The organism is Roseovarius sp. MBR-6, assembly GCF_040547525.1.
Lineage (GTDB): Bacteria > Pseudomonadota > Alphaproteobacteria > Rhodobacterales > Rhodobacteraceae > Roseovarius.
The window spans coordinates 241,995-267,341 of sequence record NZ_JBEPPW010000001.1; the positions used below are offsets into that span (position 1 = coordinate 241,995).

Below are 25,347 nucleotides of genomic sequence, written 5' to 3' on the forward strand. Positions count from 1 at the left end.
GCCCGCGCGGCAATCGCCAAAGCCGCGATTGTCTCACACGAATCGCGCGCGCGGCCCTTGCAGGGGGTGGGGCGCGCCACTAAGACTCCTTTAGCAACCAGCCGGTATCATCGGCGTATTTTGACGGCTCGCGCCTCTCGGGGTCCGGGCGAACCAGCAGGCGGGACAGGATGAAAGACCCTTTCGAGACATATATGAACACCCTCGTGCCGATGGTCGTGGAGCAGACCAGCCGGGGCGAGCGCGCGTATGACATCTTCTCGCGCCTGCTCAAGGAACGGATCATCTTCCTGAGCGGGCCCGTGCATGACGGCATGTCGAGCCTCATTGTCGCGCAATTGCTGCATCTTGAGGCGGAAAACCCGTCCAAGGAAATCAGCATGTATATCAACAGCCCCGGCGGCGTTGTGACGAGCGGCCTGTCGATCTACGACACCATGCAATACATCAAGCCCAAGGTCTCGACCCTCGTGGTCGGTCAGGCGGCAAGCATGGGTTCTCTGCTGCTCACCGCCGGCGAGCCGGGGATGCGGTTTTCGCTGCCCAACAGCCGGATCATGGTGCACCAGCCCTCGGGCGGCTATCAGGGGCAAGCCACCGATATCATGATCCACGCCCGCGAGACGCAAAAGCTCAAGGACCGCTTGAACGAAATCTACGTGCGCCACACCGGACAGAAGATCGAGGCGGTCGAGGCCGCGCTCGAGCGGGACAACTTCATGTCGCCCGAAGAGGCCAAGGACTGGGGCCTGATCGACGAAATCGTGGCCAACCGCGCGAAACCCGATGAGGCCGACGATAAATGATCGGTGATCGCCCGTGCGCGGGCGATCGTGAAATTCGCATTGTGGTGCTTTTCGCCCTGACTTAAGCTTGGCGGGAAGCACCAGACAAGACGACCGACGCCGCGCGGGCAGCGGCGCTGAAAGGAAAGCCATGGCGAACAATTCCGGCGACAGCAAGAACACGCTCTATTGCAGCTTCTGCGGCAAGAGCCAGCACGAGGTGCGCAAGCTGATCGCGGGGCCGACCGTGTTCATCTGCGATGAATGTGTCGAGCTGTGCATGGACATCATCCGCGAGGAAACCAAGAGCGCCGGGCTCAAGTCCACCGACGGCGTGCCTGCGCCGCATGACATCTGCAAGGTGCTCGACGATTACGTGATCGGTCAGGCGCGCGCCAAGCGCGTTCTGTCGGTCGCGGTGCACAACCACTACAAGCGCCTCAACCAGTCGGGCAAGAACGATATCGAGCTGTCGAAATCCAACATCCTGCTGATCGGCCCGACCGGCTGCGGCAAGACGCTTCTGGCGCAGACGCTGGCCCGCATCCTCGATGTGCCCTTCACCATGGCCGATGCCACCACCCTGACCGAGGCGGGCTATGTGGGCGAGGATGTGGAAAACATCATCCTCAAGCTCTTGCAGTCCTCCGAATACAATGTCGAGCGCGCGCAGCGCGGCATTGTCTATATCGACGAGGTGGACAAGATCACGCGCAAATCGGAAAACCCCTCGATCACCCGCGACGTGTCCGGCGAGGGCGTGCAGCAGGCACTTCTGAAGCTGATGGAGGGCACCGTGGCCAGCGTGCCGCCGCAGGGCGGGCGCAAGCATCCGCAGCAGGAATTCCTGCAAGTGGACACGACCAACATCCTCTTCATCTGCGGCGGGGCCTTTGCCGGGCTTGACCGCATCATCGCGCAGCGCGGCAAGGGCAGCGCCATGGGCTTCGGCGCCGAGGTCAAGGACCCCGACGCACGCAACGTGGGCGAACTCTTCAAGGAACTGGAGCCGGAGGACCTGCTCAAGTTCGGCCTGATCCCGGAATTCGTCGGCCGTCTGCCGGTTCTGGCCACGCTCGAGGATCTCGACGAGGACGCGCTTGTCATCATCCTGACCGAGCCGAAGAACGCGCTGGTGAAACAGTATCAGCGCCTCTTCGAGATGGAGGGCGCGCGGCTCACCTTTACCGATGACGCCCTCAAGGCCATCGCCAAGCGCGCCATCGCCCGCAAGACCGGCGCGCGGGGCCTGCGCTCGATCCTCGAGGATATCCTGCTCGACACCATGTTCGACCTGCCCAGCCTCACGAATGTCGAAGAGGTGGTGGTCAACGAAGAGGCCGTGGCCGTGGCCGCCGCCCCTCTGATCATATACGCCGAGAAACGCGGCAAGAAGGAAGGCAAGAGCGCGGGCTGACCCCCGCCAACCGGACCGGCCAAGGCGGGGCACAGGCCCCGCCTTTTTACGTGGAGCAGGATATGAAGCGGATCTTTTCAGGCAGCCCTTTCGAGGAAAAGGTGGGCTATGCCCGCGCCGTGGTGGCGGGTGGGTTCGTCCATGTGGCGGGCACCGTCGGCGCGGGCGACACCGTGACCGAACAGTGCCGCGCGGCGCTCGCCACCATCGAGACTGCGCTGGCCAAGGCGGGGGCCGGGTTTGCCGATGCGGTGCGCGTGACCTATTACCTGCCCGACGCGGCCGAGTTCGAGGCGTGCTGGCCTATCCTGCGCGAGACCTTCGGTGCCAATCCGCCCGCCGCGACCATGGTGGAATGCAATCTCATCGACCCGAAATACCGCATCGAGATCGAACTGACCGCGCTGGCCCCAACCCCGGACCGCGCCTGACCCCGCGACGGCGCTGCGTCTGGACCTTGCGGCGCGGTTCGGCCTATAAGAGCGGGACACGAGACAGGAGTCGTCCATGGGCATTCTCAACACCTTGCTGCGCGCCGTCACCTGGTGGAACGGGCAGACGCTCAACACCCAGTTACATACCTGGCGCAAGGGCGTGCGCGTCGGCGAGGATGACCAGGGCAACATCTTTTACCAGAGCCGTGACGCCAAGCGCCGCTGGGTGATCTTCAACGGCGAGGCCGAGGCAAGCCGCGTCAGCCCCGATTGGCATGGCTGGCTGCATCACACCTTTGCCGAGGCACCGACCGAGCGCCCCCTGCCCCGCAAATCCTGGGAAAAGCCGCATCAGGAGAACCTGACCGGCACACCGCTCGCCTATGCGCCCGCAGGCTCGATCCGCCGCACCGCCCCGGTGGAGCGGCGCGATTACGAGGCATGGCAACCGGAATAAGGGGCGCAACATGTCCGAGAACAAATCCGAGGTTCTGGTGGGCGGGGTCGTTCTTGCCGTGGCACTGGGGTTCCTGGTCTATGCCGGCAAGACCACCGGCATGACCGGGGGGGGTAGTGAATACACGCTCACCGCCTCTTTCCGCAGCGCGGACGGTGTGAACGTCGGCACTGATGTGCGCCTTGCCGGTGTCAAGGTGGGCCGCGTCTCCGATATACGGCTCGATCCGGAAACCTATCGCGCCAACGCGGTCTTTACCGTGCGCGAGGGCATCAACGTGCCCGATGACAGCGCCGTGGCCATCTCCTCCGAGGGGCTGCTGGGCGGCAACTATGTCGAGATTCTGCCCGGCGGATCGCCCTTCCATTTCGAGGCGGGCGACGAGATCGAATTCACCCAAGGCTCGGTCAGCCTCGTGTCCCTCCTGATGAAATTCGTCTCGGGGGGCGAGCAGGCGCCTGCGGGTCAATGAGGCGCACGTTCGCGGCGCTCTGCGCTCTGGCTCTGGCTGGGCCCGCTTGGGCACAGGAGCCTGCCACCCCCGGCACGGGCGCTGTGCTGCGCGCGCTCGACAAGATCACCACCGAAGTGCGCGATCTGGAACTGGCCAACGGGGGCACGGCGGAATTCGGCTCTCTGACCGTGGAACTCGGCGAATGCCGCTACCCCGTCGAAAACCCCGCCAGCGACGCCTATGCCTTTCTCAACATCCGCACGACACAAGGCGGGCAGGTGCTCTTCTCAGGCTGGATGCTGGCCTCCTCGCCCGCGCTCAACGCGCTGGAGCATCCGCGCTACGATGTCTGGGTGTTGCGCTGCACCACCTGAACCGGATCGCCTTCCAGCGGCACGGCGTGGATATCCGCCGCGCCTGACAGCGCCTCGGCGAGACGCGCGTGATAGGCGGCGCGGCTGATCTCGATAGCGCCGAGACTGGCCAGATGGTCGGTCAGGAACTGCGTGTCAAACAGGGTAAAACCGCAGCGCCGCAGATGGTCTACCAGATATGCCAGCGCCAGCTTGGACGCATCAGTGCGCCGCGAGAACATGCTTTCGCCGAAAAACGCCCGTCCCAGCGTCACGCCATAGACCCCGCCCGCAAGCGCGCCGCCCTCCCACACCTCCAGCGAATGCGCATCCCCCCGCGCGTGCAAGACCAGATAGGCCGCGCGGATCGGCGCACTGATCCAGGTATCCGCGCGCTCGGCGCAGGCGTCGAGCACGCCGGCGAAATCGCCGTCAAGCGTCACCCGGTAGCCCCCCCGCCGCATCCGCCGGGACAGCGAGCGAGAGATGTGGAACCCGTCCAAGGGCAGCACCCCGCGCCGTTTCGGATCGACCCAGAACACCTCCGGGTCGTCGCGGTGCTCGGCCATCGGGAACACCCCCGCCGCATAGGCACGCAACAGCATGTCCGGGGGCAGAAACGCGGGCATCACGCCCGCAGATTGGTTTCCAGCCAGCGTTCGAGCCAGTGGATATTGTAGGTCCCGCGCTGGATGTCCTCTTCCTGCAAGAGCGCGTGAAAGAGCGGCACGGTGGTGTCCACGCCATCGACGATCAACTCGCCAAGCGCGCGCGCAAGCCGGTTGAGCGCGGCGGGCCGGTCAACCCCGTGGACGATCAGCTTGGCAATCAGGCTGTCGTAATAAGGCGGGATTTTATAGCCGTCATAAAGCGCGCTATCCATCCGAACGCCCAGACCGCCCGGCGCGTGAAACTGCGTGATCCGGCCGGGACGCGGCGCGAAATCGGGCAGTTTCTCGGCATTGATCCGCACCTCGATGGCATGGCCATTGATGCGCAGATCCTCCTGCGTGAAGGACATCGGCAGCCCCTCGGCCACGCGGATCTGTTCCTGCACCAGATCGACACCAAAAATCGCCTCGGTGACGGGGTGTTCCACCTGAAGGCGCGTGTTCATCTCGATGAAGAAGAACTCGCCCTGCTCATAGAGAAACTCGATCGTGCCCGCGCCGCGATAGCTGATATTGGCGCAGGCGTCGGCGCAGATCTTGCCGATGCGCGCGCGCTCTTCCTCGGTGATGCAGGGGCCGGGTGCCTCTTCCAGAACCTTCTGGTGGCGGCGCTGAAGCGAGCAGTCCCGCTCGCCCAGATGGACCGCACGACCCTTGCCATCGCCGAACACCTGCACCTCGATATGCCGCGGCGTGGTCAGGTATTTCTCGATATAGACCTCGTCATTGCCGAACGCCGCCTTGGCCTCGGACCGCGCGGTGAGAAAGGCGCGTTCCAGCTCGTCGGCGCTCTGCGCCACCTTCATGCCGCGCCCGCCGCCGCCCGCCGTCGCCTTGACGATCACCGGAAAGCCGATCTCGGCACAGAGCGCCTTGGCGGCGGCCACATCGGCGATGCCGCCCTCGGAGCCGGGCACACAAGGCACGCCAAGCGCCTTCATCGTGTCCTTGGCAGTGATCTTGTCGCCCATGATGCGGATATGCTCCGCCGAGGGGCCGATGAAGGTCAGCCCGTGATCCTCGACGATCTGCACGAAATTGGCGTTTTCCGACAGGAAGCCATAGCCGGGATGGATCGCCTGCGCGCCCGTCACCTCGCAGGCGGCGATGATCGAGGGGATGGAAAGATAGCTCTCGGACGAGGGCGGCGGGCCGATGCAGACCGATTCGTCGGCCATGCGCACATGCATCGCATCGGCATCCGCCGTGGAATGGACGGCGACCGAGGCAATCCCCATCTCGCGCGCGGCACGGATCACCCGGAGCGCGATCTCGCCGCGGTTGGCCACAAGGATCTTGTCGAACATTTGCGCCTCACTCGATGATCATCAGGGGCGCGCCATATTCCACCGCCGCGCCATCCTCGATCAGGATGCGCTTGACGGTGCCCGCGCGCGGGGCGGGGATGTGGTTCATGGTCTTCATCGCCTCGATGATCAGAAGGGTGTCACCCTCCGCCACCTGCGCACCCACGCTGACAAAGGCGGGCGCGCCCGGCTCTGCCTGCATGTAGACGGTGCCCACCATGGGCGAGGTGACAGCACCGGGATGGCTTGCCGGGTCCTCGGCAGGCGCGGCAGCGGCGGAAGGGGCGGCAGCGGCAGCGGCAGCGGGGGCGGCATGGGCCACGGGGGCCGGGGCGGCGGCATAGGTCACGGCCTCGCCCTTGCGGCTCACCCGGACGTGAAGCGTGTCATCCTCGCCATATTCGCGCTTGACCGACAGCTCGGTCAGGTCATTCTCGTTGAGAAGTTCCGCGAGGGCCTTGATAAAGGCCACGTCCGATTCATGCGATTTGTTCGACATTTGCGTCCTCGGTAAGTGCGTAGCAGGCATGACGTGCCCGCATGGCGTGAGTTTGGCCGCTTATAGGCCATGCGGGGGGCTGAGAAAAGCGGCCAATTGCCGTGGCGGCAGGTGCGTCAAAGCGGCATCCCCGACAGCTTGGCCACCAGTTCGGCCAGATTGCGGGCGTGGAATTTCTCCAGCAGGCGCGCGCGATAGACCTCCACCGTGCGATAGCTCAGCCCCAGTTCCAGCCCGATTTCCTTGGATGTCTGGCCCCGGCAGGTCAGGATCGCCACTTCACGTTCGCGTTGCGTGAGCCGCACAAGGGGCCGCTCCTCCGACAGATCGGCAAAAGACCAGACCCCGCGCTGAAACGGGGCCGATGGCGTGAGCGACGCGCCGCGCACGCGGCACCAGAAGAGATCGCCACTCGCCCGCCGCATCACACGCTCATCGCCATAGCGTCCGGTGCGGCGCATGACCGCCAGCGCATCGGCCCCGATGCGCCGGTAATCCTCGATCGACGGGTAGAACCGTGCGAGCGGCACGTCGCCATAATCCCCGGGCGCACCGCCGAAGGTCGCGGCGAATTGCCGGTTGCAGGCGCGGATGATGCGATGTTCGAGCACGGCAAGACCGATGGGCGCGTGTTCGAAGGCGAGGGTTCCGATCTCCATGGCCTCCGTTATGCCGCGCGCGCCGCGCCGCTCCAAGCGATTTGCGTAGTCCTACGGAATTGCGCCGCCGCGCAGAGGGTGGTTTGTTGCCCCGGACAAGGGAAGGATGGCCCCATGAATATCGGTCTCTGGCTTGAGCGGGCGGCGCGTGGCGCGCCCCGACACCCTGCGCTCTTTCTCGGGCGCAAGCAGGTGGCCGATTATGCGGGCTTTGATGCCCGCGCGCGCGGCGTCGCGGGCCGGCTCATGGCGCAGGGGGTCACGTCGGGCGACCGGGTCGCGCTTTTCATGGGCAACGCGCCGGACTACCTGAACGCGCTTTACGGCATCTGGTATGCGGGCGCGGTCGCGGTGCCGATCAATGCCAAGCTGCACGGGGCCGAGGCGGCCTGGATCATTGCCGATGCGGGCGCGTGCATGGTGCTGGCAGACGCGCCGCGCCGCGCCGCGCTTGAGGCCGAAGGCGTGGCCGCGCAGCCCGTCACCGAGGGCGCGCCGCTGGCCCATGTGGCCCCGCGCGCGCCGCAGGATCTGGCCTGGCTCTTCTACACCTCGGGCACCACCGGGCGGCCCAAGGGGGTGATGATCACCCACCGGATGCTGGCGGCGATGTCGCTTGCCTATCTGGCCGATGTGGACGCGGTCTCGGGCGACGATGCCACGCTCTATGCCGCGCCGATGAGCCATGGCGCGGGGCTTTACGCGCTGGTCCATGTGCTGCGCGGCGCGCGCCATGTCTGCCCCGCATCGGGCGGCTTCTACGAGGGCGAGATCCTCGATCTCGCGCGCCATCATGGCCGGTTGCACATGTTCGCCGCCCCCACCATGGTCCGCCGCCTGACCGCCCATGCCAGGGCGACGGGCGCGCGCGGCGAGGGGCTGCGCCGCATCGTCTATGGCGGCGGGCCGATGTATGAGGCCGACATCCTCGACGCGGTGGACTGGTTCGGCCCGGTCTTTCTCCAGATCTACGGTCAGGGCGAAGCGCCCATGGCGATCACGGCACTTTCCCGCGCCGAGGTGGCGGACCGCGCCCATCCCGACTGGCGCGCGCGGCTCGGCTCGGTCGGGCGCGCGCAATCGGTGGTGGAGGTGCGCATCGCCGACGAGAGCGGGCAGGACGTGCCCGAGGGCGCTGTGGGCGAAATCCTCGTGCGCGGCGATCTGGTGATGCCCGGCTACTGGCAGAACCCGGAGGCCAGCGCGCAGGCGCTGCGGGGCGGCTGGCTCCGGACCGGCGATCTGGGGCGGATGGACGGCGCGGGCTACCTGACGCTCTGCGACCGGTCCAAGGACATGATCATCTCGGGCGGCAGCAACATCTATCCCCGCGAGGTGGAGGAGGTGCTGCTCATCCACCCCGACGTGACGGAGGCCGCCGTCGTGGGCGCGCCCGATCCCGACTGGGGCGAGGTGGTGGTGGCCTTCATCGTGGGCGATGTCAGCGCCGAGGCGCTCGACACCCATTGCCGCGCGCATATCGCCCGGTTCAAGGCCCCCAAACGCTATGTCGCGGTCGAGAGCCTGCCCAAGAACAATTACGGCAAGGTTCTGAAAACCGCGCTGCGCGCGCGCCTGCAGGAGGTTCAGGACGCGCCGACAAGCGAATAGATCAGGTAAAGCAACGCCCCGAACACCATCAGGTTGAGAACGATACCGCCCAGAAAACGCAAAAGCGCTGTCTTGCGCGCCTCTCCCGGATCGAGCCGCCCGAGATGGCCGTGCAGATCGCCAAAGGCCGCGTTCACCGCGCGATGATCGACCAGCCGTGCCAGACGGGGATGACCCATCCAGTCCTGCGCGCCGAGAATCACCGCCGCCGCACGCCGCTGGCGTTTTGGCAGACGACGCCCCGCGCGCCGGATCTGGCGGTCCAGATCCGCCCCTTTCACGCGCAGCTTGTTGCCAAGCGCCACGCGCAACGCCTCGACTTTTCTATGAAATTCCGCTGTATCAATCACTTGCACACCTCTTTTGAGACAGTTTACTACGCCCGTCCGCTCTGGCCAAGACCGGCCTGTGGCGCTAAGGATATTCCATGTTGACCCATATCGACCATGGCAAGCCGACCGATCGCCCCGGACTGCTGATCGCACACGGGCTCTACGGCTCTGCCCGCAACTGGGGCGTGATCGCCAAGCGCCTGTCGGATACCCGCCGCGTGCTTGCCGTGGACATGCGCAATCACGGTGCAAGCCCCTGGTTCGACACACATTCCTATGAGGACATGGCCGCCGATCTGGCCGAGGTGATCGCGGCCGAAGGTGGCACATGGGATGTGATGGGGCATTCCATGGGCGGCAAGGCGGCGATGGTGCTGGCACTGACGCACCCCGAGCTTGTGAACCGTCTGATCGTGGCGGATATCGCCCCCGTCGCCTATTCTCACAGCCAGCTTGCCTATGTCGAGGCGATGAAATCGGTCGATCTCTCTGTGATCGAACGGCGCTCTGACGCGGGCGCGCAACTTCTGCAACGGATCGACAATCCCGACCTCGTGCCGTTTTTCCTTCAGGCGCTCGACGTCAAGGAAAAGCGTTGGCTGCTCAATCTCGACACGCTGGCGCGCGAGATGCCGAAAATCATAGGGTTTCCTGATATATCAGGTGTTTACGAGGGCAAATGCCTGTTTTTGACCGGCGCGGACTCGGGCTATGTCACGCCCGAACACCGCCCCCGGATCAAGGCGATGTTCCCGCGCGCGCAATTCATGAAGATCCCCGGCGCGGGCCATTGGCTCCACGCCGAGAAGCCGCGCGAATTCGAGGCGGCCGTGCGGGAGTGGCTGGGTTAGACCTTCGCCTGCGTGTGCCGCCGCAACTCGGCCCGCGCCACCTGCCGCCGATGCACCGCATCCGGCCCGTCGGCCAGCCGCAGCGTGCGCACATGGTGCCACATCGCCGCCAGCGGCACGTCCTGCGAAATGCCCTGCGCGCCGAACATCTGCACGGCCTCGTCGATGACCTTGAGCGCGACGCGCGGGGCCACCACCTTGATCTGGTGAATCCACGGCGCTGCGGCGCGCGGATCGCCCTGATCCATCATCCACGCGGCCTTGAGGCACAAAAGCCGCGCCTGCTCGATCTCCATGCGGCATTCGGCGATGATGTCGTAATTCGCGCCCAGCTCTGCCAGCGGCTTACCGAAGGCCTCGCGTGCGAGGCTGCGCTTGCACAGCATCCCCAGCGCCGCCTCGGCCAGCCCGATCGCACGCATGCAGTGATGGATCCGCCCCGGCCCAAGCCGCCCCTGCGCGATTTCGAAGCCGCGCCCCTCGCCCAGAAGCAGGTTTTCCACCGGCACGCGGACGCCCGAGAAACGGATATGCATATGCCCGTGCGGCGCGTCGTCATGGCCGTAGACCTCCATCGCGCGCAGCTTCTCGATACCGGGGCTGTCGGCGGGCACGACGATCATCGAATGACGCTGGTGCCTGGGCAGGTCCTCGCCCCCCGTCCGCACCATCACGATATAGACGGCACAGCGCGGATCGCCCGCGCCGGTCGCCCACCATTTCTCACCGTTCAGAACGTAGTGATCGCCCTCACGGACGCAGGACATGGCGATATTGGTGGCGTCCGAACTGGCCACATCCGGCTCGGTCATCAGGTAGGCCGAGCGGATATCGCCCGCGAGCAGCGGCTTGAGCCAGCGCTCTTTCATCGCCGCCGTGCCGTAGCGGTGAAACACCTCCATGTTGCCGGTGTCGGGCGCGTTGCAGTTGAACACCTCCGGGGCGAGCGGGCTCTTGCCCAGTTCCTCGGCGAAATAGGCGTATTCGACCGTTGTGAGGCCAAACCCCGCCTCACCCTCGGTCAGCCAGAAATTCCACAGCCCCTCCGCCTTGGCCCGTGCCTTCAGCCCGTCGAGGATCCCGGCCTGCCGGGGCGTGAATTGCCAGCGGTCGCCCTTCTCCACCTCTGCGTGAAACGCGTCCTCCATGGGCGCGATCTCGTCGCGCACCATCTCCGCCACCCGCGCGAGCAGCGCCCGCATCTCGGGGCGCATTCCAAGGTTCATGTCCATCTCAGCCGCCTTTCGCCGTTTTACCGCCAGTTGAGCGCGTGCCGCGCGCGACGGCAAGAGGCAATGCCCGTCACTGCGCCATCGAGGCCGCGAACCGCTCGAAGAGGTAAAAGCTGTCTTGCGGTCCGGGGCTTGCCTCGGGGTGGTGCTGCACCGAGAACACCGGCCGGTCCTTGAGACGTATGCCGCAATTCGACCCGTCGAAAAGCGAGACATGCGTCTCGATCACGCCCTTGGGCAGGCTCTGGCCATCGACGGCAAAGCCGTGGTTCATCGAGGTGATCTCGACCTTGCCGGTCTCCAGATCCTTGACCGGGTGGTTCGCGCCGTGATGGCCGTGGTTCATCTTGACCGTGCGGCCCCCGAGGGCCAGCGCCAGCATCTGATGACCAAGGCAGATCCCGAAGAGTGGCAGCCCCTTGTCTAGAACGCCCCGGATCATCGGCACGGCATAGTCGCCCGTGGCCGCCGGATCGCCGGGGCCATTGGACAGGAACACCCCGTCAGGGGAATGGGCCAGCACGTCCTCGGCCGTGGCCGTCGCGGGCAGCACCGTGACCTCGCAGCCCGCGCTTGCAAGGCACCGCAGGATGTTGCGCTTGGCCCCGTAATCGACCGCAACAACCTTGTGGCGCGCCTTTGTCTGGCGCGCATAACCCTCGGGCCAGGCCCATCTCATCTCGTCCCAGCGGTAGGACTGCGCGCAGGTCACGCGGCGGGCAAGGTCCATCCCCTCCAGCCCCGCGAAACCGCGCGCCTTCGCCACCAGCGCGCCCACGTCGAAATTACCCGACGGATCATGCGCCAGCGCCACATGCGGCGCGCCCTGCTGGCGGATCGCCCGCGTCAGCCGCCGCGTGTCCACGCCGCCGATGGCGATGCGCCCGCGTCGCGCGAGCCACTGCGCCAGATGCTCCTCGGCGCGCCAGCTTGACGGCTCGGTCGGGTCCCACTTGACCACCATGCCCTCGGCCACCGGCTCGGCGGTCTCGTCATCCTGCGCGTTCACGCCGACATTGCCGACATGCGGAAAGGTGAAGGTCACGATCTGCCCGGCATAGGAGGGGTCGGTCATGATTTCCTGATAGCCGGTCATGGCGGTGTTGAAGCACAGTTCCGCCACCGTCTCGCCCACGGCCCCGAAGCCGTGTCCGTAAAACAGCGAGCCATCGGCAAGCGCAAGGCAGGCGGTCGGGCGGGGCTTGGCGGCGTGGGCCATCGGGCGCGTCTCCGGGCTTGGGCAAATCGGCGCATACCTAGGCCCAGCCCCCGACAGGGTCAAGCCGCGATCCACGCCGCATGTGGACAGGTTGCCTTGGGTCTGCGCATTGGCTAATGTCATGGACTTGCGAACTGCCATGGGGATGGACAGATGGATTTGCGCGACCGGGTCAACCACGCCCTCAAACAGGCCATGAAGGACAAGGACCAGAGCCGCCTCGCCACGCTGCGGCTGGTCAATGCCGCGATCAAGGATCAGGAAATCGCGCAGCGCGGCTCCGAGGATGCGGCCCCGTTGGGCGATTCCGACATTCTGGCGATTCTCGCCAAGATGACCAAGCAGCGCAACGAAAGCGTGCGCGCCTATGAAGAGGGCGGGCGTCTGGATCTTGCCGAACGCGAGCGCGCCGAGATCGCGGTGATCGAGGATTTCCTGCCGCGCCAGCTCGATGACGCCGAGGTCGCGGCCGCCATCGACCGCGCCATCGCCGATGTGGGCGCAAGCTCGATCCGCGACATGGGCAAGATCATGGCCCGGCTCAGGGACCGCCACGCCGGTCAGATGGATTTCGGTGCCGTGGGCGGGCAGGTCAAGGCGCGGCTCGGCTAACCGCGCCGCGCCCTACCCCGCCGCGTCTCCACGCGAAAAAAGCCCGGTCAGCGCGCGCCGCACCACGCCGCCGACCGAGGGCGCGGGCGTGGCGATGCGCGGCAGGGGGCGGCACAGCTCGATCGCGGCCAGCCCCACCCGCGCCGTCAGCGCGCCATTGACGACCCCCTCGCCAAAGCGCCGCGAGAGCCGCGACACCAGCCCGCCGCCCGCCACGCTGCCGATGAGGTCGTCACCAACGGCCACCGCGCCCGTGGCCACCAGATGCGCCATCACCGCCCGCGCCAGCCGCCAGTTGCCAAGCGTGCCGGTGCGCCCGCCATAGATCGTCGCCACCGCGCGGATCATCCGCAGATTGACCACCAGCGCGCCCACCACATCGGCGAGCGCCAGGGGCACCAGCGCCGTGATCGCGGCCACCTGCCGCGCAGCACCCTCCACCTCGCGCAGGGCTGCGGCGTCGAGGGGCGCTAGCAGTTCGGCCTCGGCCAGAGCCAGAAGCGCGTCGGCGTCAAAGGCATCGCCCGCCCGCTCGTCAAGACGCGCCAGACCCCAGGCCGCCTCGGCCCGGCCCCGGTAGAGCGCGCGCAGCCGCGCCAGCACCCTGCGCGCCGCGGCCAGATCGCCCGCATCACGCGCCGCCCCGGCCTCTGCGCGCAGCGAATCGAGCCGCCCGAGACGGGCAAACCCCGCCACCTCGCGCAGGCCGATGAGCACGGCCACCCCCAGCAACGCCACGCCGACGCCCGCCACCGCCCAGCCAAGCAGGGGCGCGCGCGCAAGGAGCGCCATGACGAAATCCCAGGCCGCGACCGACACCGCCGCGCCGAGAAGCGCCAGCGCCAGCCCCCAGAACGCCCGGCCGAGCCAGGACGGCCGCCGCGCCATGCCCGCCATCACCGCGCGCATGGCCTGCCCCTCGGGCAGCGCCTCGGGCACCGGGGGCGCACGGTCGGGCGCGGCCTCGGATCCCTCGTCCAGCTCGATCAGCACCGGCCCCTTGCTCATGCCCCGTTCCTTTCGCGCCAGATCATCAGGATATCGGGCAGCCCCTCGTCGTTGCCGCCGCCCCGCGCATAACTCTCCTCGGCAAAGCCCTCGGCACGGTAAAAGGCGCGGGCGGGCGCATTGGCCACCAGAACCCAGAGATCAAGCGCCCCCGCCGCCTTGGCCTCGGTCAGGAGCGCGCGGCCCACCCCCTGCCCCCGCATGCGCGGACAGACATAGAGGGCGTGAATGCGGCTGCCCTCGCGCACCACGAAACCCGCGACGCGCCCGCGCAGCCACGCCACCCGCACCCAGCCGCGCCGCACCACCGTGACCAGCACCCGCAGATCCGCGCCCCGGCTGCGCGCGCGCGGCAACCACGGCGTCTCGCGGGTAAAGGCCCAGAGGATCGCCGCCAGCCGGGGCACCTGCCAGATATGCGCGCGCGCCAGCCTCACAGCCGGTCCCCGATCAGGAACTCCGCCGCCCGGTCGAGCCGGATATGCGGCGGCCCCTCGCCGGGGCGCAGGCTCAGGCGCGCAGGCGCAAAGCGCATGGCGCCAAAGCCGTCGCCCAGCCACGCCTCGGCCCCCGCGCGGGCAGGCGACAGCAGCGCGGCAGGATCCTCGGGCAGATCGCCGGGATGAAACGCCGCCTGCCGCCCGGTCTCCAGAAGCCGCCCGCGCACCATGCCAAGCACCTTGCCGCCATGGCCGCGCTCTTCCTCCACCGTGGCGCGCAGCGCGGCGATGGCCATGGCGCGCGTCTGCGCCCCGGCGAAATCCGCCCGGTCGCGCGCCTCGCGCAGAAGCGCCTCCATGATCGCGGCAAGGCGCGCGTGCTGCGTGTGGTGCAGATGGTCGGCCTTGGTGGCGGCGAAAAGGATCCGCTCCACCCGCCGCCCCTGCAAGATCCGCGTCAGGAACGCGTTGCGCCCCGGCCGGAACGCGCCAAGGATGCCCGCCATGGCACCGCGCGTCTCCTCCAGCGCCTGCGGCCCCTTGTGGATCGCATCCAGCGCATCGACGAGCACGATCTGCCGGTCGATCCGCGCGAAATGGGCGCGAAAGAACGGGCGGACCACCTCGCGCTTGTAGCCCTCGAACCGGCGCGCCATCTCGGCCAGAAGGCTGCGGCGTCCCGCCCCCGGCAACTCGGGCAGCGGCGCGAAGGTGACGACCGGCGCGCCCGCCAGATCGCCGGGCAGCAGGAACCGCCCCGGCGTGCAATCGGCGCGCCCCTTGGCGCGCGCCGCTGTCAGCCATCCGGTATAGGCCCGCGCCAGCCGCTGCGCCTCGGCCTCGTCATGGGGGGCTGCGGGATCGGCAGCATCGAGCGCCGCGCACCATTCCCCGGCCTCCGCCTGCCCCTCGGCCCGGGCCAGCGCGCCGCGCGACCATTGTGTGTAACTCTGGTCCAGAAGCGCCAGATCAAGCAGCCATTCGCCCGGGTAATCGACGATATCGAGATGCACCGTGCGCGGCCCCGCCAGCCCCGCCAGCATCCCCGCAGGCCGCACCCGCAGCGAGAGCCGCAATTCCGACACCGCGCGCGTGCTTTCGGGCCAGTGCGGCTCGGGTCCGGTGAGCGCCGCCAGATGCGTCTCGTAATCGAAACGCGGCAGGGTCACATCGGGCTGCGGTTGCAGATAGGCGGCAAGGATACGCCCCTCACCCGCCGCGCGCAGCCCGCCCATGCGCGCCCGGTCCATGAGGTTGGCCACCAGCGCGGTGATGAACACCGTCTTGCCCGCGCGCGCAAGGCCAGTGACGCCCAGCCGGATCACCGGCTCGAAGAACGCGCCCGATACGCGGTCGCCCAGATCCTCGATGCCCCGTGTCAGCCCTTCGGCCAGCCCCGCAATCGCCACGCCCCGCCCCTTTTGCCCGTTGCGCCCAAGATAGAGAGCGGTGCCGCACCTTGCCAGAGGCCATTTCCCGCGACGAGTGGTCAAACACGATTTTCCCCGCTAAGAGAGCGGCACGATTTCAAGGAGTTCGCGCCATGGCCGAAGCAGAGCAACCGCAGATCTACCTCGTCACCCCGCCCGCCTTCGAACGGGACGCGTTTGCCCCCCGCCTTGCCGCCGTGCTCGATGCGCAGGCCGTGGCCTGCGTGCGCCTCGCCCTGGCCAGCACCGACGAGGACAGTGTCGCGCGCGCCGCGGATGCCTGCCGCGAAATAACACACGCGCGCGACGTGGCATTGGTGATCGAGCGCCATCTCGGGCTGGTGGAACGGCTTGGCCTCGACGGGGTGCACCTTCCGGACGGCGCGCGCTCGGTGCGCGCGGCGCGCAAGGCGCTTGGTCCCGATGCCATTGTCGGGGCCTTTTGCGGGGCCTCGCGCCATGACGGCATGAGCGCCGGAGAGGCGGGCGCGGATTACGTGTCCTTCGGTCCGGTCGGGGCAACGGCGCTCGGCTCGGGCACACGCGCCGAGCGAGAACTCTTCGAGTGGTGGTCCGAGATGATCGAACTGCCGGTCGTGGCCGAGGGCGCGCTTGATGGCCAGACCGTCGCCAGCCTTGCCCCGGTCAGCGACTTCCTGGCCTTCGGCGAGGAAATCTGGCGCGAGGACGATGCCGGTGCGGCGCTGTCCCGGCTTCTCGCGGCGATGTGACCCGGCTCAGTAAAGCCCTAGCCACTCTGCCGCCAGATCGGCCCGGTGGTCGCGCCCGAAGGCCACGAAACCCACGCTTTTGACCGTCTCGGGGCGCGGCGTCGCGCGCAGCATCGCGCCAGAGGGCCGGAAAGCCGTGAACGGAACCCGCAGAACCTGCCACGCCGGCCCGGTCTCGAACGCCGCTTGGTAATATTGCCACGGCAACAGCGTGCCGCCGGTGCGCAGATGCATGAAATACCGCTCGCCGTTGCCGCGCACGCGAATCACCAGCCCTTGGGCATTTTCCGGAAACGGCGTGTCGAGCATCACCCGCGTCTGAATGAATCCCCCCCGATTCGCCGTGCTCACCGCGCCCTCAAGCCGGACATGATCGGCCGCGACGCGCGCGCCACCTTCGCTCACCCCGCCCATGACCTGATCGCTGACATAGCTCCAGGACGAAAGCGGCGGCGGGGTGTAATCGAGCATGGGTTGATCGGATCGGGCGGGGCCGGACATGGCAAGCATCATTGCCAGCACAAGACGTAAAGCCATGGGTTTCTCCCTTTGATGTGTTCAAGATAGCACGACCTGCCCGCCGAAAAAGGCCCGTGTTATCCGATAACACCCCGCCGTTATTGCCTGACCGTGCCGCGCCGCGGCAACGATGATCTGCCTGCCGGTTGCAGGTGTGTGACGCTTGGGAAAAAAGGAGCACGGGATCATGCGGGTGGCCAACACAATCAGGATGCTTGTTCTGGCAAGTCTGATCGTCGCGGGGTTTGTTGTGTATCAGGGTCGCGACGTGAGTGGCGAAAACGATCCGGTAGCTGTGACCAGTCTCATCCCCAGCCCCGTTTCGGTGACGGCGCTCTCCGGGCACTCTTCCTAGGCGTGTTACGGCTCTCCTCCTGCCCGCTTGCGGGCAGGCCAGCCCCCGTGCGGACGTTCCGCACGGGGGTTTCACGGGGTTTTTTCGTGCCCTGCCCGATCATCGCGCGCCCATCCCAGCCCGCACCGCGCGCTCACACGCGAGCGCCAGCGCCTTGCGGTCAGGGAAAGCCGCCACGTCAAGCGGCGCGTGGCAGATGATCCGCACCCGCCCCTGCCGCGCCGCACCCAGCACCTGGCCCAGATGCGCACCAAGCTCCATATCGCCCCACCAGCCGTAGAACCGCGCGTCCTGCCCCTCTGGCGCCTCGTAGATCAGCGTCACCGGCTGCACCCGGACCCCTGCGCCCAGACCGCGCAGCGCCTGAAAGAGCGTGGATTTGAACGGCAACACGCGCTGCCCGTCGGTGCTGCTGCCCTCGGGAAAGAACAGCAGCCGATGCCCCGCGCCGAGACGCGCCGCCAGAATCCCGGTCTGCGCCTTCGCCTCGCGCGGGTTGCGGCGGATGAAGACCGTGCCGACCAGCCGCGCCAGAAACCCGATGCCGGGCCAGCCCGACACCTCGGACTTGGCCACGAAATAGACCCGCTTGCGCGCGTTGAGCGCGAAGATGTCGAGCCATGAGACATGATTGGCCACCACCGCGCCGGGGCCGGTCATGGGCGTGCCCTCGACCACCAGCGCGATGCCGAGAATGGCAAACACGCGGCCCATCACGTAGACGGTCACGGGCTGTGTCCAGGGCCGTTGCAGCCCGTGCAGCGCGTGCTCCGGTCCCCGCAGAATGAGCGTCGCCAGCACGCCCGCGCCGATCACCGCTGCAATGCGCGCGCCGCGCCAGATCACGCGGCACCAATACCCGCGCGCGCGCGCCACCTCGGGCGGCGGCGCGTCCGAATACCAGGTCATGCTCACCGCGCATCCTCGCCGGAATAGAGCGCCCTTTGCCGCGCGCTCAGCCGCGCGGTATCCATCACGAGACAAACGTCGATCGTGTTGAAGGCATGATCGACAAACGCCCCCTCGCCCACGCAGCCCCCCAGCCGCAGATAGGCCTTGATCAGCGCGGGCACCGCGCGCATCGCCACGGGCCGCTCGATCCCGGCCTCGGGGATCAGATCCATCCGCTGAAAATGCGCCTGCCGCGCGCGCACCCGCAATTCGGGCGGCGCAAGGTGGCGATGATGCAGAAGCGACAGCGGCTGCGCCAGCGCCTGCGCATCGGTCCCGTGAAAGCTTGCCACGCCAAAGAGCACCTCGATGCCATGCGCCTCGACATAGCGCGCCAGCCCCTGCCAGAGATGATAGAGCCCCGCACCCCCGCGATAGGACCGCGCCACGCAGGACCGGCCCAGTTCGAGCAAGGGCCGCCCGCTTGCCTTGAGCGGGGCCAGATCGTATTCATCCTCGGAATAGAACTGCCCCGCGCGCGCTGCGGCCTCCTGCCGCAACAGGCGATAGACGCCCACCACCGCGCCGCCGCGCGTGTCGTCGCGCAACAGAAGATGGTCGAAGAACGGATCGAACCGGTCCCGTTCCAGCCGCGCGGCGTGATCGACCATCTCGCCATCGCCGCCCAGTTCCTCGACAAAAACCTCGTAGCGCAGGCGCTGCGCCGCCATGACATCGGCCTCGGTGCGGGCAAGCTCTACTCGGAATCGGGGGGCTGCGCTCATCGGCCTCGGCTTTCTGCGGTTGGCCGGGTTTAGCCTATCCAGGGGCAGGCTTGCAACGCGGCGTTGGCGCATGGCCATGCGCGTGTTAACCTCTTGCTAACCAAGTTCAGTCATCCAGATGGGGCAGAAGGACCACCCGGTTGCCGTCAATGACCACCTTGCCCTCTTCGCGAAAGTTCACCGTGATGCGCCCGGACACGTTAGATTGCACCTGCCCCACGCCCCACTCGGGGCGCGCCGGGTTGGTCACAAGCATCCCCGGCTCGAGAAAGGCGTTCATCTCTGTCATACCAAGGCCCTGCCGACGGTTGCGCGATGGCCGATGACGTGCCCGACCTCGCGCCGCTTCTAGCGTCGCGTATCTGCCACGATCTGGCAAGCCCCCTGGGCGCGCTCATGGCAGGGCTCGACCTGATGGAGATGGCCGGACCGCCAACACCGGAACTGGCGCTCATGCGCGAAAGCGTTGACAGCGCGCGCGCCACGCTCGATCTCATGCGGCTTGCCTTCGGTCAGGCCAGCACCGGCGCATCCGTTGACAGCGAGGTGTTGCACAGGTTGCTGGCCGCCCCGCTCGCCGCGCGCCCGCGCCTCTCGCTCACCTGGGCAGTTGACGGCAGTTTGACGCGCTCCGAGGCGCAGCAGCTCACCCTCGCGCTCATGTGCGCGCTCCACGCCCTGCCGCGCGGCGGCACGCTGCATGTGGCGCGCGATGGCGCGGCACTCGCGCTGACCGCCACCGGTCAGATCAACGCCGATCCCGCGCTCTGGGACGGGCTTTCGGGGCGCGCCGCCCGGCCCGCGCCTGACCCGCGCCGGATCGAGTTTGCCGTCCTCGACCGGGCCCTTGCCGAAAGCGCTGCCGCGATCCGGATCACCCACGATGCCGAAACCCTCCGCCTCGTTCTGTCGCAGGCCAAGGCCGATTGATCTTGGCGGGGATTTCCCGATACTCAGGGCCATGACCAAAGCCGAGCGCCCTCCGCACGCCCCCGTGCCCACGCCAGACCCCGCGACCGATCTCGGGCGCGTCCGCACCGCCGCACAGGTGATCATCGCCTTTGCCGTGGTGCTGTTCCTGCTGGTGCAGGCGCGCTTCATGCTGATCTCGCTTGCCACCGCGATCATCCTCTTCAGCTTGACCTCCGATGCGATCAACTCCATCGCGCGGGTGCGCATCGGGCCGGCCCGAATCCCCAACTGGCTGGCCAGCCTCACCGCGCTCGCGCTCATCTCGGCGGCCCTGCTCAGCCTCTCGGCGATCATCCTGTCGCAGGCCAATACCGTGCTCTCGACCACGCTGGCCTATACCGACCGCGCCCCCGAGGCGCTCGCGGCCACCGTCGCCTGGCTTGGTCCCGATGCCGAAACCGCGGTGCGCAACGCGGTCGCCACTTTTGATGTGGCGGGCTATCTGCGCACGCTCGCGGGACAGGCGGGCAGCCTGATGCAGGGTGCCGTTCTGGTCATCCTTTTCGTCGGCTTCCTCTTCGCCGAGCGCGTGTGGTTCGACACCAAGCTGGAAAACCTTCTGGGCGACGCCACACAGGCCGCCAAGGCCAGCCGCATCATCTCCTCGATCATCCACCGGGTGAACTATTACCTGCTGGTCAAGACCGCGGTAAGCGCGATCACCGGCCTCATGGTCTATTTCGTGGCGCGCGCCTTCGGGCTCGATCTCGCGGGGCCCCTGGGGATCCTTACCTTCGTGCTCAACTATATTCCGGCCATCGGCTCGATCATCGCCACGGTGCTGGTGGCGCTGGTGGCTTTCGTGCAACTGGCCGACGGCCCGCTGACACTTGCCATTTTCGCCATTACCGGCGCGATCCAGTTCCTCAACGGCAACATCATCGACCCGACGCTGATGGGGCGCGCGTTGCGCGTGTCCTCCTTCGGCATCATGATCAGCCTCGCCTTCTGGGGCGCGGTCTGGGGAATACCGGGGATGTTTCTCGCGGTGCCGATCATGGTGGGGATCATGATCGTGTGCAGTCATGTGCCGGGGCTGCGCTCGGTGGCGGTGCTCTTGTCGCGCGAAGGTCTGGCCGAGACCGAATCGGATCTGGACCGGCGGCGGTAACGCTCAGTCGTCCAGATGCAGATAGACCCGCCGGTTCTGGCGGCCCTTCTTCTCCACCTTGCCGAGACGCAGCGCACCGATCTCGCCGGTGCGCGCCACATGGGTGCCGCCGCAGGGCTGAAGATCGACCTGACCCTCTCCCTGCCCGATTCGGATGAGACGCACCCGCCCTTGCCCGCGCGGCGGCGCTGCCGACATGGTCTTGACCAGCGCCGGATTGGCGTCCAGCTCCGCATCGGTGATCCAGTCTTCCGACACGCGCAGATCGCGCTCCACCAAAAGGTTGAGATACGCCTCCAGCGTCTCGCGGTCCTCGGGTGCCTCGGGCATGTCGAAATCCAGTCGGCTGCGCGCCTCACCCACCTGCCCGCCGGTGACGGGCAAGGGGATGACCACCGACAGCAGGTGCAGCGCGGTGTGCATCCGCATGTGACGGTGCCGCCGCTCCCAGTCGAGATACTGCATCACCTCCGCCCCCACAGGCGGCAACGGTTGAGGCGCGCCCGGCACAAGGGCGATGCCCGCCTCGGCCTTCAGGGCGGTGGCCACCACCATCTTGCCCCCCGGCCAGTCCAGCCGGCCGCTGTCCCCCGGCTGCCCGCCGCCGGTGGCGTAGAAGAGGCAGCGATCAAGGACCACGCCGCCCTCCTGCGTATGCGCCACCACCCGCGCCGGGGCTTCGGCAAGGTAAGGATCGTCCAGATAGAGCGCCACACTCATCGTCCGTCGCCTTCGCCGCCATCGCCGTCCATATCGCCCTCGGTCATCATCGCGGGTGCGGAGGACGGCGCGCCTGGTGCGGGTGCGGGTGGTTCGGTGGCGGGTGCGGCCTCGCCACGCAGCGCCTCGGGATTGCGCAGCCACAGATCCTGCTGCGGGAATGGAATCTCGATGCCCGCTTCGGCAAAGCGCCGCGCAATCTCGTGGTTCATGTCCGATCTGACACTCGCCACCCAGTTCACATCGCGCAGGATCGCGCGGATCTCGAAATCGAGCGAGCTTGCGCCGAAATTCTGAAAAAGGATCGTCGGCTTGGGGTTCATCAGCACCATCGGATGCGCCTCGGCCACCTCGCGCAGGATCGCCTCCACCTTCCGGGTATCGGTGCCATAGGCCACGCCCACCGGCACGATCACCCGGCCCACGGTATTGCCACGGGTATAGTTCGTCACCGTTCCGCTGACAAAATCGGCATTGGGCACGATCACGTCGGTGCGGTCGAAGGTCTCGATCCGGGTCGAGCGCACCGAGATGCCCCGCACATAGCCATGCTGCCCGCCCACCTCGATCCAGTCGCCCTCGGAAATCGGCCGCTCGATGAGAAGGATGATGCCCGCAACGAAATTCGACACGATGTTCTGAAGGCCGAAACCGATGCCCACCGAGAGCGCCCCGGCGACAATCGCAAGCGAGCTGAGGTCGATGCCCGCGCTCGTTATGGCAATGAGCGCCGCGAGAAATATCCCGACATAGCCCAGACCCGAGACGATGGCATTGCGCCCGCCCATATCGAGTTTGGTCTTGGGCAGGATCGTGTTCTTGAGCGCGCCCTGCAACAGCCGCGTCGCAACATAGCCCGCGCCGAAGACGGCAACGAAGGTGAGGAAAACCGTTGGCGACAGCTTTATCCCGCCAAGGCTTATCCCTTCCCTCAGACGCATCCAGAATTCCTCGAGCTGGGCGGGACGCGCGCCCCAGATGAGCGCGAATCCCGGCAAGGACCCGAGGATGAGCGCAAAGCCCGCCAGCACCGGCACCAGAGATTCCCGCGCCCCCGCCCGGTTGCCGGTGATCATCACGTAAAGCTCGGTGAAGAACCGTTGCAGAATGAGCAGCGCGGCCAGCATCAGGATCGACATCGCCATCGGCAGCATCATCGCCTGCGCCGCCTTGACATAGCCCACGGCGGCCAGCAGCGGCCCGACAAAGGCCACCGCCACCATGATCCGCGACACCGCCCGCGTGATCCTGTCGGCAAAGCCGGTCTCGGTCTCGGCATCCTCCACGCAGGCCCGGTGGTGAAGCCGCAGAAGCGCCGCCAGCCGCCACAGCAACAACCCGGTCAGAACCATGATCGGGAAGATCACGACATTGGTCGCGGCCTCGCTCCAGTCCGCCTCATGCGCCACGGCCTGCACGAAATAGAACGCCGCCACCACCAGCCCCAGCAGCGCACCATAGAGCCTGCCCGAATAGCGGCACCGCTCGTCGAGCCGCAGCACCGGGCCGCGCGGCTCGCGCCGGGGAAAGACCCGCTGCGACAACCAGCGCGCCAGCAGAAAGATGAACGCGGCGGGCAGGATCTGACTGATGACGATCTCACCCGTCGGCCCCAGAAGGGACGACGCCGAAATCGCCTTGACCAGCGCATAGATCCCCGCATAGGGCAGGAACCACTCCCCCAGCGAGACCCCGAAACTCGCGATCCAGCGCCCCGCGCTCGGCTCGTCCTTGGACAATTGCCGCATCAGCCGCATCGACCAGAACCGGCCCCGTGCAATCAGCAGCAGCCCAAGCATGGTCCAGACAAAGATCACCGGCAAGTTGTCGTTGAGAATGACACGCCCCAGCGGGCTGCGCCAGGATTGCACCACCTCGGCGCGGATCCCGTCCAGCAGGGCAAACACGCTCTTGACCGCCTCTGGCCAGTGCAGCGGATTGACCGGCATCGGCCCCAGCCGCAACAGTTCGGCGGTCTGCCGGTTGCGGATCATCTCGTCGATACCGTTGATCAGCCCATCCGCTCTGCTCCGCGCCAGTTCGGCGGTGCGCACCGGACCCTCCAGCCGCACCAGCCGCCGGTTCAGCTCCTCGCGCTGCGCGGCGACGTCATCCGGCTCGGTGCCGCTTTCAGGCACCGGCCCGAGCGCCTCGATCTGATCTCGAACGGTGCGTATCGGAGTGGCGTTGACACCCTGCGCGTCAAGGAACTGCTGGCGAAACTCGACCAGCTGCCGCCGCAGGTTCTCAAGCTCGAGCGTCTCGACTTCGTCGCTTTCCAGTGCCCCCTCGACGCGCCCTGCAAGGTTTTCCCAAACCCCATAATCCGGTCCGCTCAGCGCCTGCTGCGCCTGCGCGGCCGGGATCATGGAAACGGTCGAGACGGCACCTATCAGTGCCGTCGCCAGTGCAAGCCAGAAAGCAACAAGGAGATGTCTCACGCCTCGAACACCCCCGGGATCGAGCGTGGTGCCCCCTCAAGCCAGGCAGGCGTCGGCAGGCCCTTTTCGCGCAGGAACTCGGGATTCCAGAGCTTGGACTGATATCGGTTGCCGAAATCGCACAGGATGGTGACGATGGTATGCCCCGGCCCCATCTCGCGCGCCATGCGCATGGCACCCGCGATGTTGATGCCCGTTGAGCCGCCCATGCACAGCCCCTCCTCTGCCAGCAGGTCAAACACGAGCGGCAGCGCCTCGGCATCGGGGATGTTGTAGCTGAAATCGGGGGTGAAGCCCTCGAGGTTGGCGGTGATGCGCCCCTGCCCGATCCCTTCGGTGATCGAACTGCCCTCGGCCTTGAGCGCGCCGGTGGTGTAAAAGCTGTGCAGCGCCGCGCCGTCGGGGTCCGCCAGCCCGATCTTGACGCCCTTGCCCTGAAGCGCCATCGCCACGCCCGCCAGCGTGCCGCCCGATCCCACCGCGCAGATGAACCCGTCCACCTTGCCGCCCGTCTGCTCCCAGATTTCCGGCCCCGTGGTCTCCACATGCGCCTGACGGTTGGCCACGTTATCGAACTGGTTGGCCCAGATCGCGCCATTGGGTTCGGTGCGCGCCAGTTCCTCGGCCAGTCGTCCCGAATAGCGCACATAGTTGTTGGGGTTCTTGTAAGGGGCGGCGGGCACCTGCACCAGATCGGCCCCGGCCAGCCGCAGCATGTCCTTCTTTTCCTGGCTCTGCGTCTCGGGGATGACGATCACCGTCCTGAACCCCATCGACGCGCCCACCAGCGCCAGCCCGATGCCGGTATTGCCGGCCGTGCCCTCGACGATGGTGCCGCCGGGCGCGAGCAGCCCGCGCGCCACCGCATCGCGAATGATATAGAGCGCAGCGCGGTCCTTGACCGACTGACCGGGGTTGAGAAACTCGGCCTTGCCGAGGATCTCGCAGCCGGTTTCCTCGCTGGCGCGGCGGAGCCGGATAAGGGGGGTGTTCCCCACGGCCTCGGCCAGATCCCGTGCAATGCGCATTTTGGTCGCTCCTGTCCTGTCTC

At 67.2% G+C, this 25,347-nt stretch carries 29 protein-coding genes; 12 read left to right on the forward strand and 17 right to left on the reverse strand.

Annotated elements, in window-relative coordinates; all coding sequences use genetic code 11:
• Window positions 1-170 precede the first annotated feature (170 nt).
• The 6 genes from ABIE57_RS01245 (at window position 171) to ABIE57_RS01270 (ending at window position 3,921) form a co-directional block, all read left to right on the forward strand.
• Window positions 171-806 carry an ATP-dependent Clp protease proteolytic subunit gene (locus tag ABIE57_RS01245; protein ID WP_354537161.1) on the forward strand — a complete coding sequence of 212 codons (636 nt, stop codon included), beginning with the start codon at window positions 171-173 and terminating at the stop codon, window positions 804-806.
• Between the two features lie 130 nt (window positions 807-936).
• The gene (clpX, locus tag ABIE57_RS01250) at window positions 937-2,202 is read left to right on the forward strand and encodes an ATP-dependent Clp protease ATP-binding subunit ClpX (RefSeq protein ID WP_354537162.1); all 1,266 of its coding nucleotides are present in this window, start codon (window positions 937-939) and stop codon (window positions 2,200-2,202) included.
• Window positions 2,203-2,264: 62 nt separating this feature from the next.
• Window positions 2,265-2,633, forward strand: a complete 369-nt coding sequence (locus tag ABIE57_RS01255) for a RidA family protein (RefSeq protein WP_354537163.1) — start codon at window positions 2,265-2,267, stop codon at window positions 2,631-2,633.
• Window positions 2,634-2,709: 76 nt separating this feature from the next.
• Complete coding sequence (locus ABIE57_RS01260; RefSeq protein WP_354537164.1) at window positions 2,710-3,093, forward strand: NADH:ubiquinone oxidoreductase subunit NDUFA12; 384 nt, start codon at window positions 2,710-2,712, stop codon at window positions 3,091-3,093.
• 10 nt (window positions 3,094-3,103) lie between these two features.
• Entirely contained in the window at window positions 3,104-3,565 is a 462-nt protein-coding gene (gene mlaD / locus ABIE57_RS01265) for an outer membrane lipid asymmetry maintenance protein MlaD (protein ID WP_354537165.1), read from the forward strand.
• Entirely contained in the window at window positions 3,562-3,921 is a 360-nt protein-coding gene (locus tag ABIE57_RS01270) for a DUF2155 domain-containing protein (RefSeq protein ID WP_354537166.1), read from the forward strand. The genes mlaD and ABIE57_RS01270 overlap by 4 nt, the downstream gene beginning before the upstream one ends.
• Here the strand turns inward: ABIE57_RS01270 and aat are convergent.
• The 4 genes from aat to ABIE57_RS01290 all read right to left on the reverse strand — a co-directional run bounded on the left by aat (window position 3,888) and on the right by ABIE57_RS01290 (window position 7,036).
• Window positions 3,888-4,529, reverse strand: a complete 642-nt coding sequence (gene aat, locus ABIE57_RS01275; protein ID WP_354537167.1) for a leucyl/phenylalanyl-tRNA--protein transferase — start codon at window positions 4,527-4,529, stop codon at window positions 3,888-3,890. The genes ABIE57_RS01270 and aat overlap by 34 nt on opposite strands.
• The gene (gene accC, locus ABIE57_RS01280) at window positions 4,529-5,878 is read right to left on the reverse strand and encodes an acetyl-CoA carboxylase biotin carboxylase subunit (protein ID WP_354537168.1); all 1,350 of its coding nucleotides are present in this window, start codon (window positions 5,876-5,878) and stop codon (window positions 4,529-4,531) included. The genes aat and accC overlap by 1 nt, the downstream gene beginning before the upstream one ends.
• Window positions 5,879-5,885: 7 nt before the next feature.
• The gene (accB, locus tag ABIE57_RS01285; RefSeq protein ID WP_354537169.1) at window positions 5,886-6,377 is read right to left on the reverse strand and encodes an acetyl-CoA carboxylase biotin carboxyl carrier protein; all 492 of its coding nucleotides are present in this window, start codon (window positions 6,375-6,377) and stop codon (window positions 5,886-5,888) included.
• Window positions 6,378-6,493: 116 nt separating this feature from the next.
• Entirely contained in the window at window positions 6,494-7,036 is a 543-nt protein-coding gene (locus ABIE57_RS01290) for a LuxR C-terminal-related transcriptional regulator (RefSeq protein WP_354537170.1), read from the reverse strand.
• 114 nt (window positions 7,037-7,150) lie between these two features.
• Between ABIE57_RS01290 and ABIE57_RS01295 the strand changes: the two genes are divergently transcribed.
• Window positions 7,151-8,647: a class I adenylate-forming enzyme family protein gene (locus ABIE57_RS01295; protein WP_354537171.1), complete on the forward strand. Its 1,497-nt coding sequence runs from the start codon at window positions 7,151-7,153 to the stop codon at window positions 8,645-8,647.
• On the opposite strand, the gene ABIE57_RS01300 is transcribed toward ABIE57_RS01295, so the two are convergent.
• Window positions 8,623-8,997: a hypothetical protein gene (locus tag ABIE57_RS01300; protein WP_354537172.1), complete on the reverse strand. Its 375-nt coding sequence runs from the start codon at window positions 8,995-8,997 to the stop codon at window positions 8,623-8,625. The genes ABIE57_RS01295 and ABIE57_RS01300 overlap by 25 nt on opposite strands.
• A 77-nt stretch (window positions 8,998-9,074) precedes the next feature.
• Between ABIE57_RS01300 and ABIE57_RS01305 the strand changes: the two genes are divergently transcribed.
• Window positions 9,075-9,830: an alpha/beta fold hydrolase gene (locus ABIE57_RS01305; protein WP_354537173.1), complete on the forward strand. Its 756-nt coding sequence runs from the start codon at window positions 9,075-9,077 to the stop codon at window positions 9,828-9,830.
• On the opposite strand, the gene ABIE57_RS01310 is transcribed toward ABIE57_RS01305, so the two are convergent.
• The gene (locus ABIE57_RS01310) at window positions 9,827-11,062 is read right to left on the reverse strand and encodes an acyl-CoA dehydrogenase family protein (RefSeq protein WP_354537174.1); all 1,236 of its coding nucleotides are present in this window, start codon (window positions 11,060-11,062) and stop codon (window positions 9,827-9,829) included. The two genes, ABIE57_RS01305 and ABIE57_RS01310, sit on opposite strands and share 4 nt — an antisense overlap.
• Before the next feature lie 70 nt (window positions 11,063-11,132).
• Complete coding sequence (gene carA / locus ABIE57_RS01315; RefSeq protein WP_354537175.1) at window positions 11,133-12,281, reverse strand: glutamine-hydrolyzing carbamoyl-phosphate synthase small subunit; 1,149 nt, start codon at window positions 12,279-12,281, stop codon at window positions 11,133-11,135.
• A gap of 153 nt (window positions 12,282-12,434) precedes the next feature.
• On the opposite strand from carA, the gene ABIE57_RS01320 reads away from it, so the two are divergent.
• On the forward strand, window positions 12,435-12,893 hold the full coding sequence (locus tag ABIE57_RS01320; protein WP_354537176.1) for a GatB/YqeY domain-containing protein: 459 nt from the start codon (window positions 12,435-12,437) through the stop codon (window positions 12,891-12,893).
• Between the two features lie 12 nt (window positions 12,894-12,905).
• Here ABIE57_RS01320 and ABIE57_RS01325 read toward each other — a convergent pair whose 3' ends face one another.
• From ABIE57_RS01325 to ABIE57_RS01335, 3 genes are read right to left on the reverse strand one after another with little or no spacing between them, the layout of a single operon-like run.
• The gene (locus ABIE57_RS01325) at window positions 12,906-13,901 is read right to left on the reverse strand and encodes a YcjF family protein (protein ID WP_354537177.1); all 996 of its coding nucleotides are present in this window, start codon (window positions 13,899-13,901) and stop codon (window positions 12,906-12,908) included.
• Window positions 13,898-14,338, reverse strand: a complete 441-nt coding sequence (locus ABIE57_RS01330) for a GNAT family N-acetyltransferase (RefSeq protein ID WP_354537178.1) — start codon at window positions 14,336-14,338, stop codon at window positions 13,898-13,900. Before ABIE57_RS01330 ends, ABIE57_RS01325 begins: the two co-directional genes overlap by 4 nt.
• Window positions 14,335-15,750: a YcjX family GTP-binding protein gene (locus tag ABIE57_RS01335; RefSeq protein WP_354537179.1), complete on the reverse strand. Its 1,416-nt coding sequence runs from the start codon at window positions 15,748-15,750 to the stop codon at window positions 14,335-14,337. The genes ABIE57_RS01330 and ABIE57_RS01335 overlap by 4 nt, the downstream gene beginning before the upstream one ends.
• A 134-nt stretch (window positions 15,751-15,884) precedes the next feature.
• On the opposite strand from ABIE57_RS01335, the gene ABIE57_RS01340 reads away from it, so the two are divergent.
• Window positions 15,885-16,502, forward strand: a complete 618-nt coding sequence (locus ABIE57_RS01340) for a thiamine phosphate synthase (protein ID WP_354537180.1) — start codon at window positions 15,885-15,887, stop codon at window positions 16,500-16,502.
• A 6-nt stretch (window positions 16,503-16,508) separates the two neighbouring features.
• On the opposite strand, the gene ABIE57_RS01345 is transcribed toward ABIE57_RS01340, so the two are convergent.
• The 4 genes from ABIE57_RS01345 to ABIE57_RS01360 form a co-directional block, all read right to left on the reverse strand.
• A complete protein-coding gene (locus tag ABIE57_RS01345) occupies window positions 16,509-17,039 on the reverse strand; it encodes a CIA30 family protein (RefSeq protein WP_354537181.1) in 531 nt (176 codons plus the stop codon).
• 436 nt (window positions 17,040-17,475) lie between these two features.
• Window positions 17,476-18,285 (reverse strand): lyso-ornithine lipid O-acyltransferase, encoded by an 810-nt coding sequence (olsA, locus tag ABIE57_RS01350; protein ID WP_354537372.1) that lies wholly within the window; start codon window positions 18,283-18,285, stop codon window positions 17,476-17,478.
• Window positions 18,286-18,287: 2 nt separating this feature from the next.
• Entirely contained in the window at window positions 18,288-19,052 is a 765-nt protein-coding gene (gene olsB / locus ABIE57_RS01355; protein WP_354537182.1) for an L-ornithine N(alpha)-acyltransferase, read from the reverse strand.
• A 106-nt stretch (window positions 19,053-19,158) separates the two neighbouring features.
• A complete protein-coding gene (locus tag ABIE57_RS01360; protein WP_354537183.1) occupies window positions 19,159-19,341 on the reverse strand; it encodes a DUF3553 domain-containing protein in 183 nt (60 codons plus the stop codon).
• 26 nt (window positions 19,342-19,367) lie between these two features.
• On the opposite strand from ABIE57_RS01360, the gene ABIE57_RS01365 reads away from it, so the two are divergent.
• Window positions 19,368-19,982 (forward strand): histidine phosphotransferase family protein, encoded by a 615-nt coding sequence (locus tag ABIE57_RS01365; RefSeq protein ID WP_354537184.1) that lies wholly within the window; start codon window positions 19,368-19,370, stop codon window positions 19,980-19,982.
• Between the two features lie 31 nt (window positions 19,983-20,013).
• Complete coding sequence (locus ABIE57_RS01370) at window positions 20,014-21,135, forward strand: AI-2E family transporter (protein ID WP_354537185.1); 1,122 nt, start codon at window positions 20,014-20,016, stop codon at window positions 21,133-21,135.
• A 3-nt stretch (window positions 21,136-21,138) separates the two neighbouring features.
• Here the strand turns inward: ABIE57_RS01370 and ABIE57_RS01375 are convergent, their stop codons facing one another.
• From ABIE57_RS01375 to ABIE57_RS01385, 3 genes are read right to left on the reverse strand one after another with little or no spacing between them, the layout of a single operon-like run.
• Entirely contained in the window at window positions 21,139-21,855 is a 717-nt protein-coding gene (locus tag ABIE57_RS01375; RefSeq protein WP_354537186.1) for an alanyl-tRNA editing protein, read from the reverse strand.
• The gene (locus tag ABIE57_RS01380; protein WP_354537187.1) at window positions 21,852-24,296 is read right to left on the reverse strand and encodes a DUF3772 domain-containing protein; all 2,445 of its coding nucleotides are present in this window, start codon (window positions 24,294-24,296) and stop codon (window positions 21,852-21,854) included. The genes ABIE57_RS01375 and ABIE57_RS01380 overlap by 4 nt, the downstream gene beginning before the upstream one ends.
• Window positions 24,293-25,324, reverse strand: a complete 1,032-nt coding sequence (locus ABIE57_RS01385; RefSeq protein WP_354537188.1) for a cysteine synthase A — start codon at window positions 25,322-25,324, stop codon at window positions 24,293-24,295. The genes ABIE57_RS01380 and ABIE57_RS01385 overlap by 4 nt, the downstream gene beginning before the upstream one ends.
• Window positions 25,325-25,347: the final 23 nt, after the last annotated feature.

Coding starts and splice junctions, on each gene's coding strand:
- ABIE57_RS01245 (WP_354537161.1), top strand. CDS start 171: ATGAAAGACCCTTTCGAGACATATATGAACACCCTCGTGCCGATGGTC.
- clpX (WP_354537162.1), top strand. CDS start 937: ATGGCGAACAATTCCGGCGACAGCAAGAACACGCTCTATTGCAGCTTC.
- ABIE57_RS01255 (WP_354537163.1), top strand. CDS start 2,265: ATGAAGCGGATCTTTTCAGGCAGCCCTTTCGAGGAAAAGGTGGGCTAT.
- ABIE57_RS01260 (WP_354537164.1), top strand. CDS start 2,710: ATGGGCATTCTCAACACCTTGCTGCGCGCCGTCACCTGGTGGAACGGG.
- mlaD (WP_354537165.1), top strand. CDS start 3,104: ATGTCCGAGAACAAATCCGAGGTTCTGGTGGGCGGGGTCGTTCTTGCC.
- ABIE57_RS01270 (WP_354537166.1), top strand. CDS start 3,562: ATGAGGCGCACGTTCGCGGCGCTCTGCGCTCTGGCTCTGGCTGGGCCC.
- aat (WP_354537167.1), bottom strand. CDS start 4,529: ATGCCCGCGTTTCTGCCCCCGGACATGCTGTTGCGTGCCTATGCGGCG.
- accC (WP_354537168.1), bottom strand. CDS start 5,878: ATGTTCGACAAGATCCTTGTGGCCAACCGCGGCGAGATCGCGCTCCGG.
- accB (WP_354537169.1), bottom strand. CDS start 6,377: ATGTCGAACAAATCGCATGAATCGGACGTGGCCTTTATCAAGGCCCTC.
- ABIE57_RS01290 (WP_354537170.1), bottom strand. CDS start 7,036: ATGGAGATCGGAACCCTCGCCTTCGAACACGCGCCCATCGGTCTTGCC.
- ABIE57_RS01295 (WP_354537171.1), top strand. CDS start 7,151: ATGAATATCGGTCTCTGGCTTGAGCGGGCGGCGCGTGGCGCGCCCCGA.
- ABIE57_RS01305 (WP_354537173.1), top strand. CDS start 9,075: ATGTTGACCCATATCGACCATGGCAAGCCGACCGATCGCCCCGGACTG.
- ABIE57_RS01310 (WP_354537174.1), bottom strand. CDS start 11,062: ATGGACATGAACCTTGGAATGCGCCCCGAGATGCGGGCGCTGCTCGCG.
- carA (WP_354537175.1), bottom strand. CDS start 12,281: ATGGCCCACGCCGCCAAGCCCCGCCCGACCGCCTGCCTTGCGCTTGCC.
- ABIE57_RS01320 (WP_354537176.1), top strand. CDS start 12,435: ATGGATTTGCGCGACCGGGTCAACCACGCCCTCAAACAGGCCATGAAG.
- ABIE57_RS01325 (WP_354537177.1), bottom strand. CDS start 13,901: ATGAGCAAGGGGCCGGTGCTGATCGAGCTGGACGAGGGATCCGAGGCC.
- ABIE57_RS01340 (WP_354537180.1), top strand. CDS start 15,885: ATGGCCGAAGCAGAGCAACCGCAGATCTACCTCGTCACCCCGCCCGCC.
- ABIE57_RS01345 (WP_354537181.1), bottom strand. CDS start 17,039: ATGGCTTTACGTCTTGTGCTGGCAATGATGCTTGCCATGTCCGGCCCC.
- olsA (WP_354537372.1), bottom strand. CDS start 18,285: ATGACCTGGTATTCGGACGCGCCGCCGCCCGAGGTGGCGCGCGCGCGC.
- olsB (WP_354537182.1), bottom strand. CDS start 19,052: ATGAGCGCAGCCCCCCGATTCCGAGTAGAGCTTGCCCGCACCGAGGCC.
- ABIE57_RS01360 (WP_354537183.1), bottom strand. CDS start 19,341: ATGACAGAGATGAACGCCTTTCTCGAGCCGGGGATGCTTGTGACCAAC.
- ABIE57_RS01365 (WP_354537184.1), top strand. CDS start 19,368: ATGGCCGATGACGTGCCCGACCTCGCGCCGCTTCTAGCGTCGCGTATC.
- ABIE57_RS01370 (WP_354537185.1), top strand. CDS start 20,014: ATGACCAAAGCCGAGCGCCCTCCGCACGCCCCCGTGCCCACGCCAGAC.
- ABIE57_RS01375 (WP_354537186.1), bottom strand. CDS start 21,855: ATGAGTGTGGCGCTCTATCTGGACGATCCTTACCTTGCCGAAGCCCCG.
- ABIE57_RS01385 (WP_354537188.1), bottom strand. CDS start 25,324: ATGCGCATTGCACGGGATCTGGCCGAGGCCGTGGGGAACACCCCCCTT.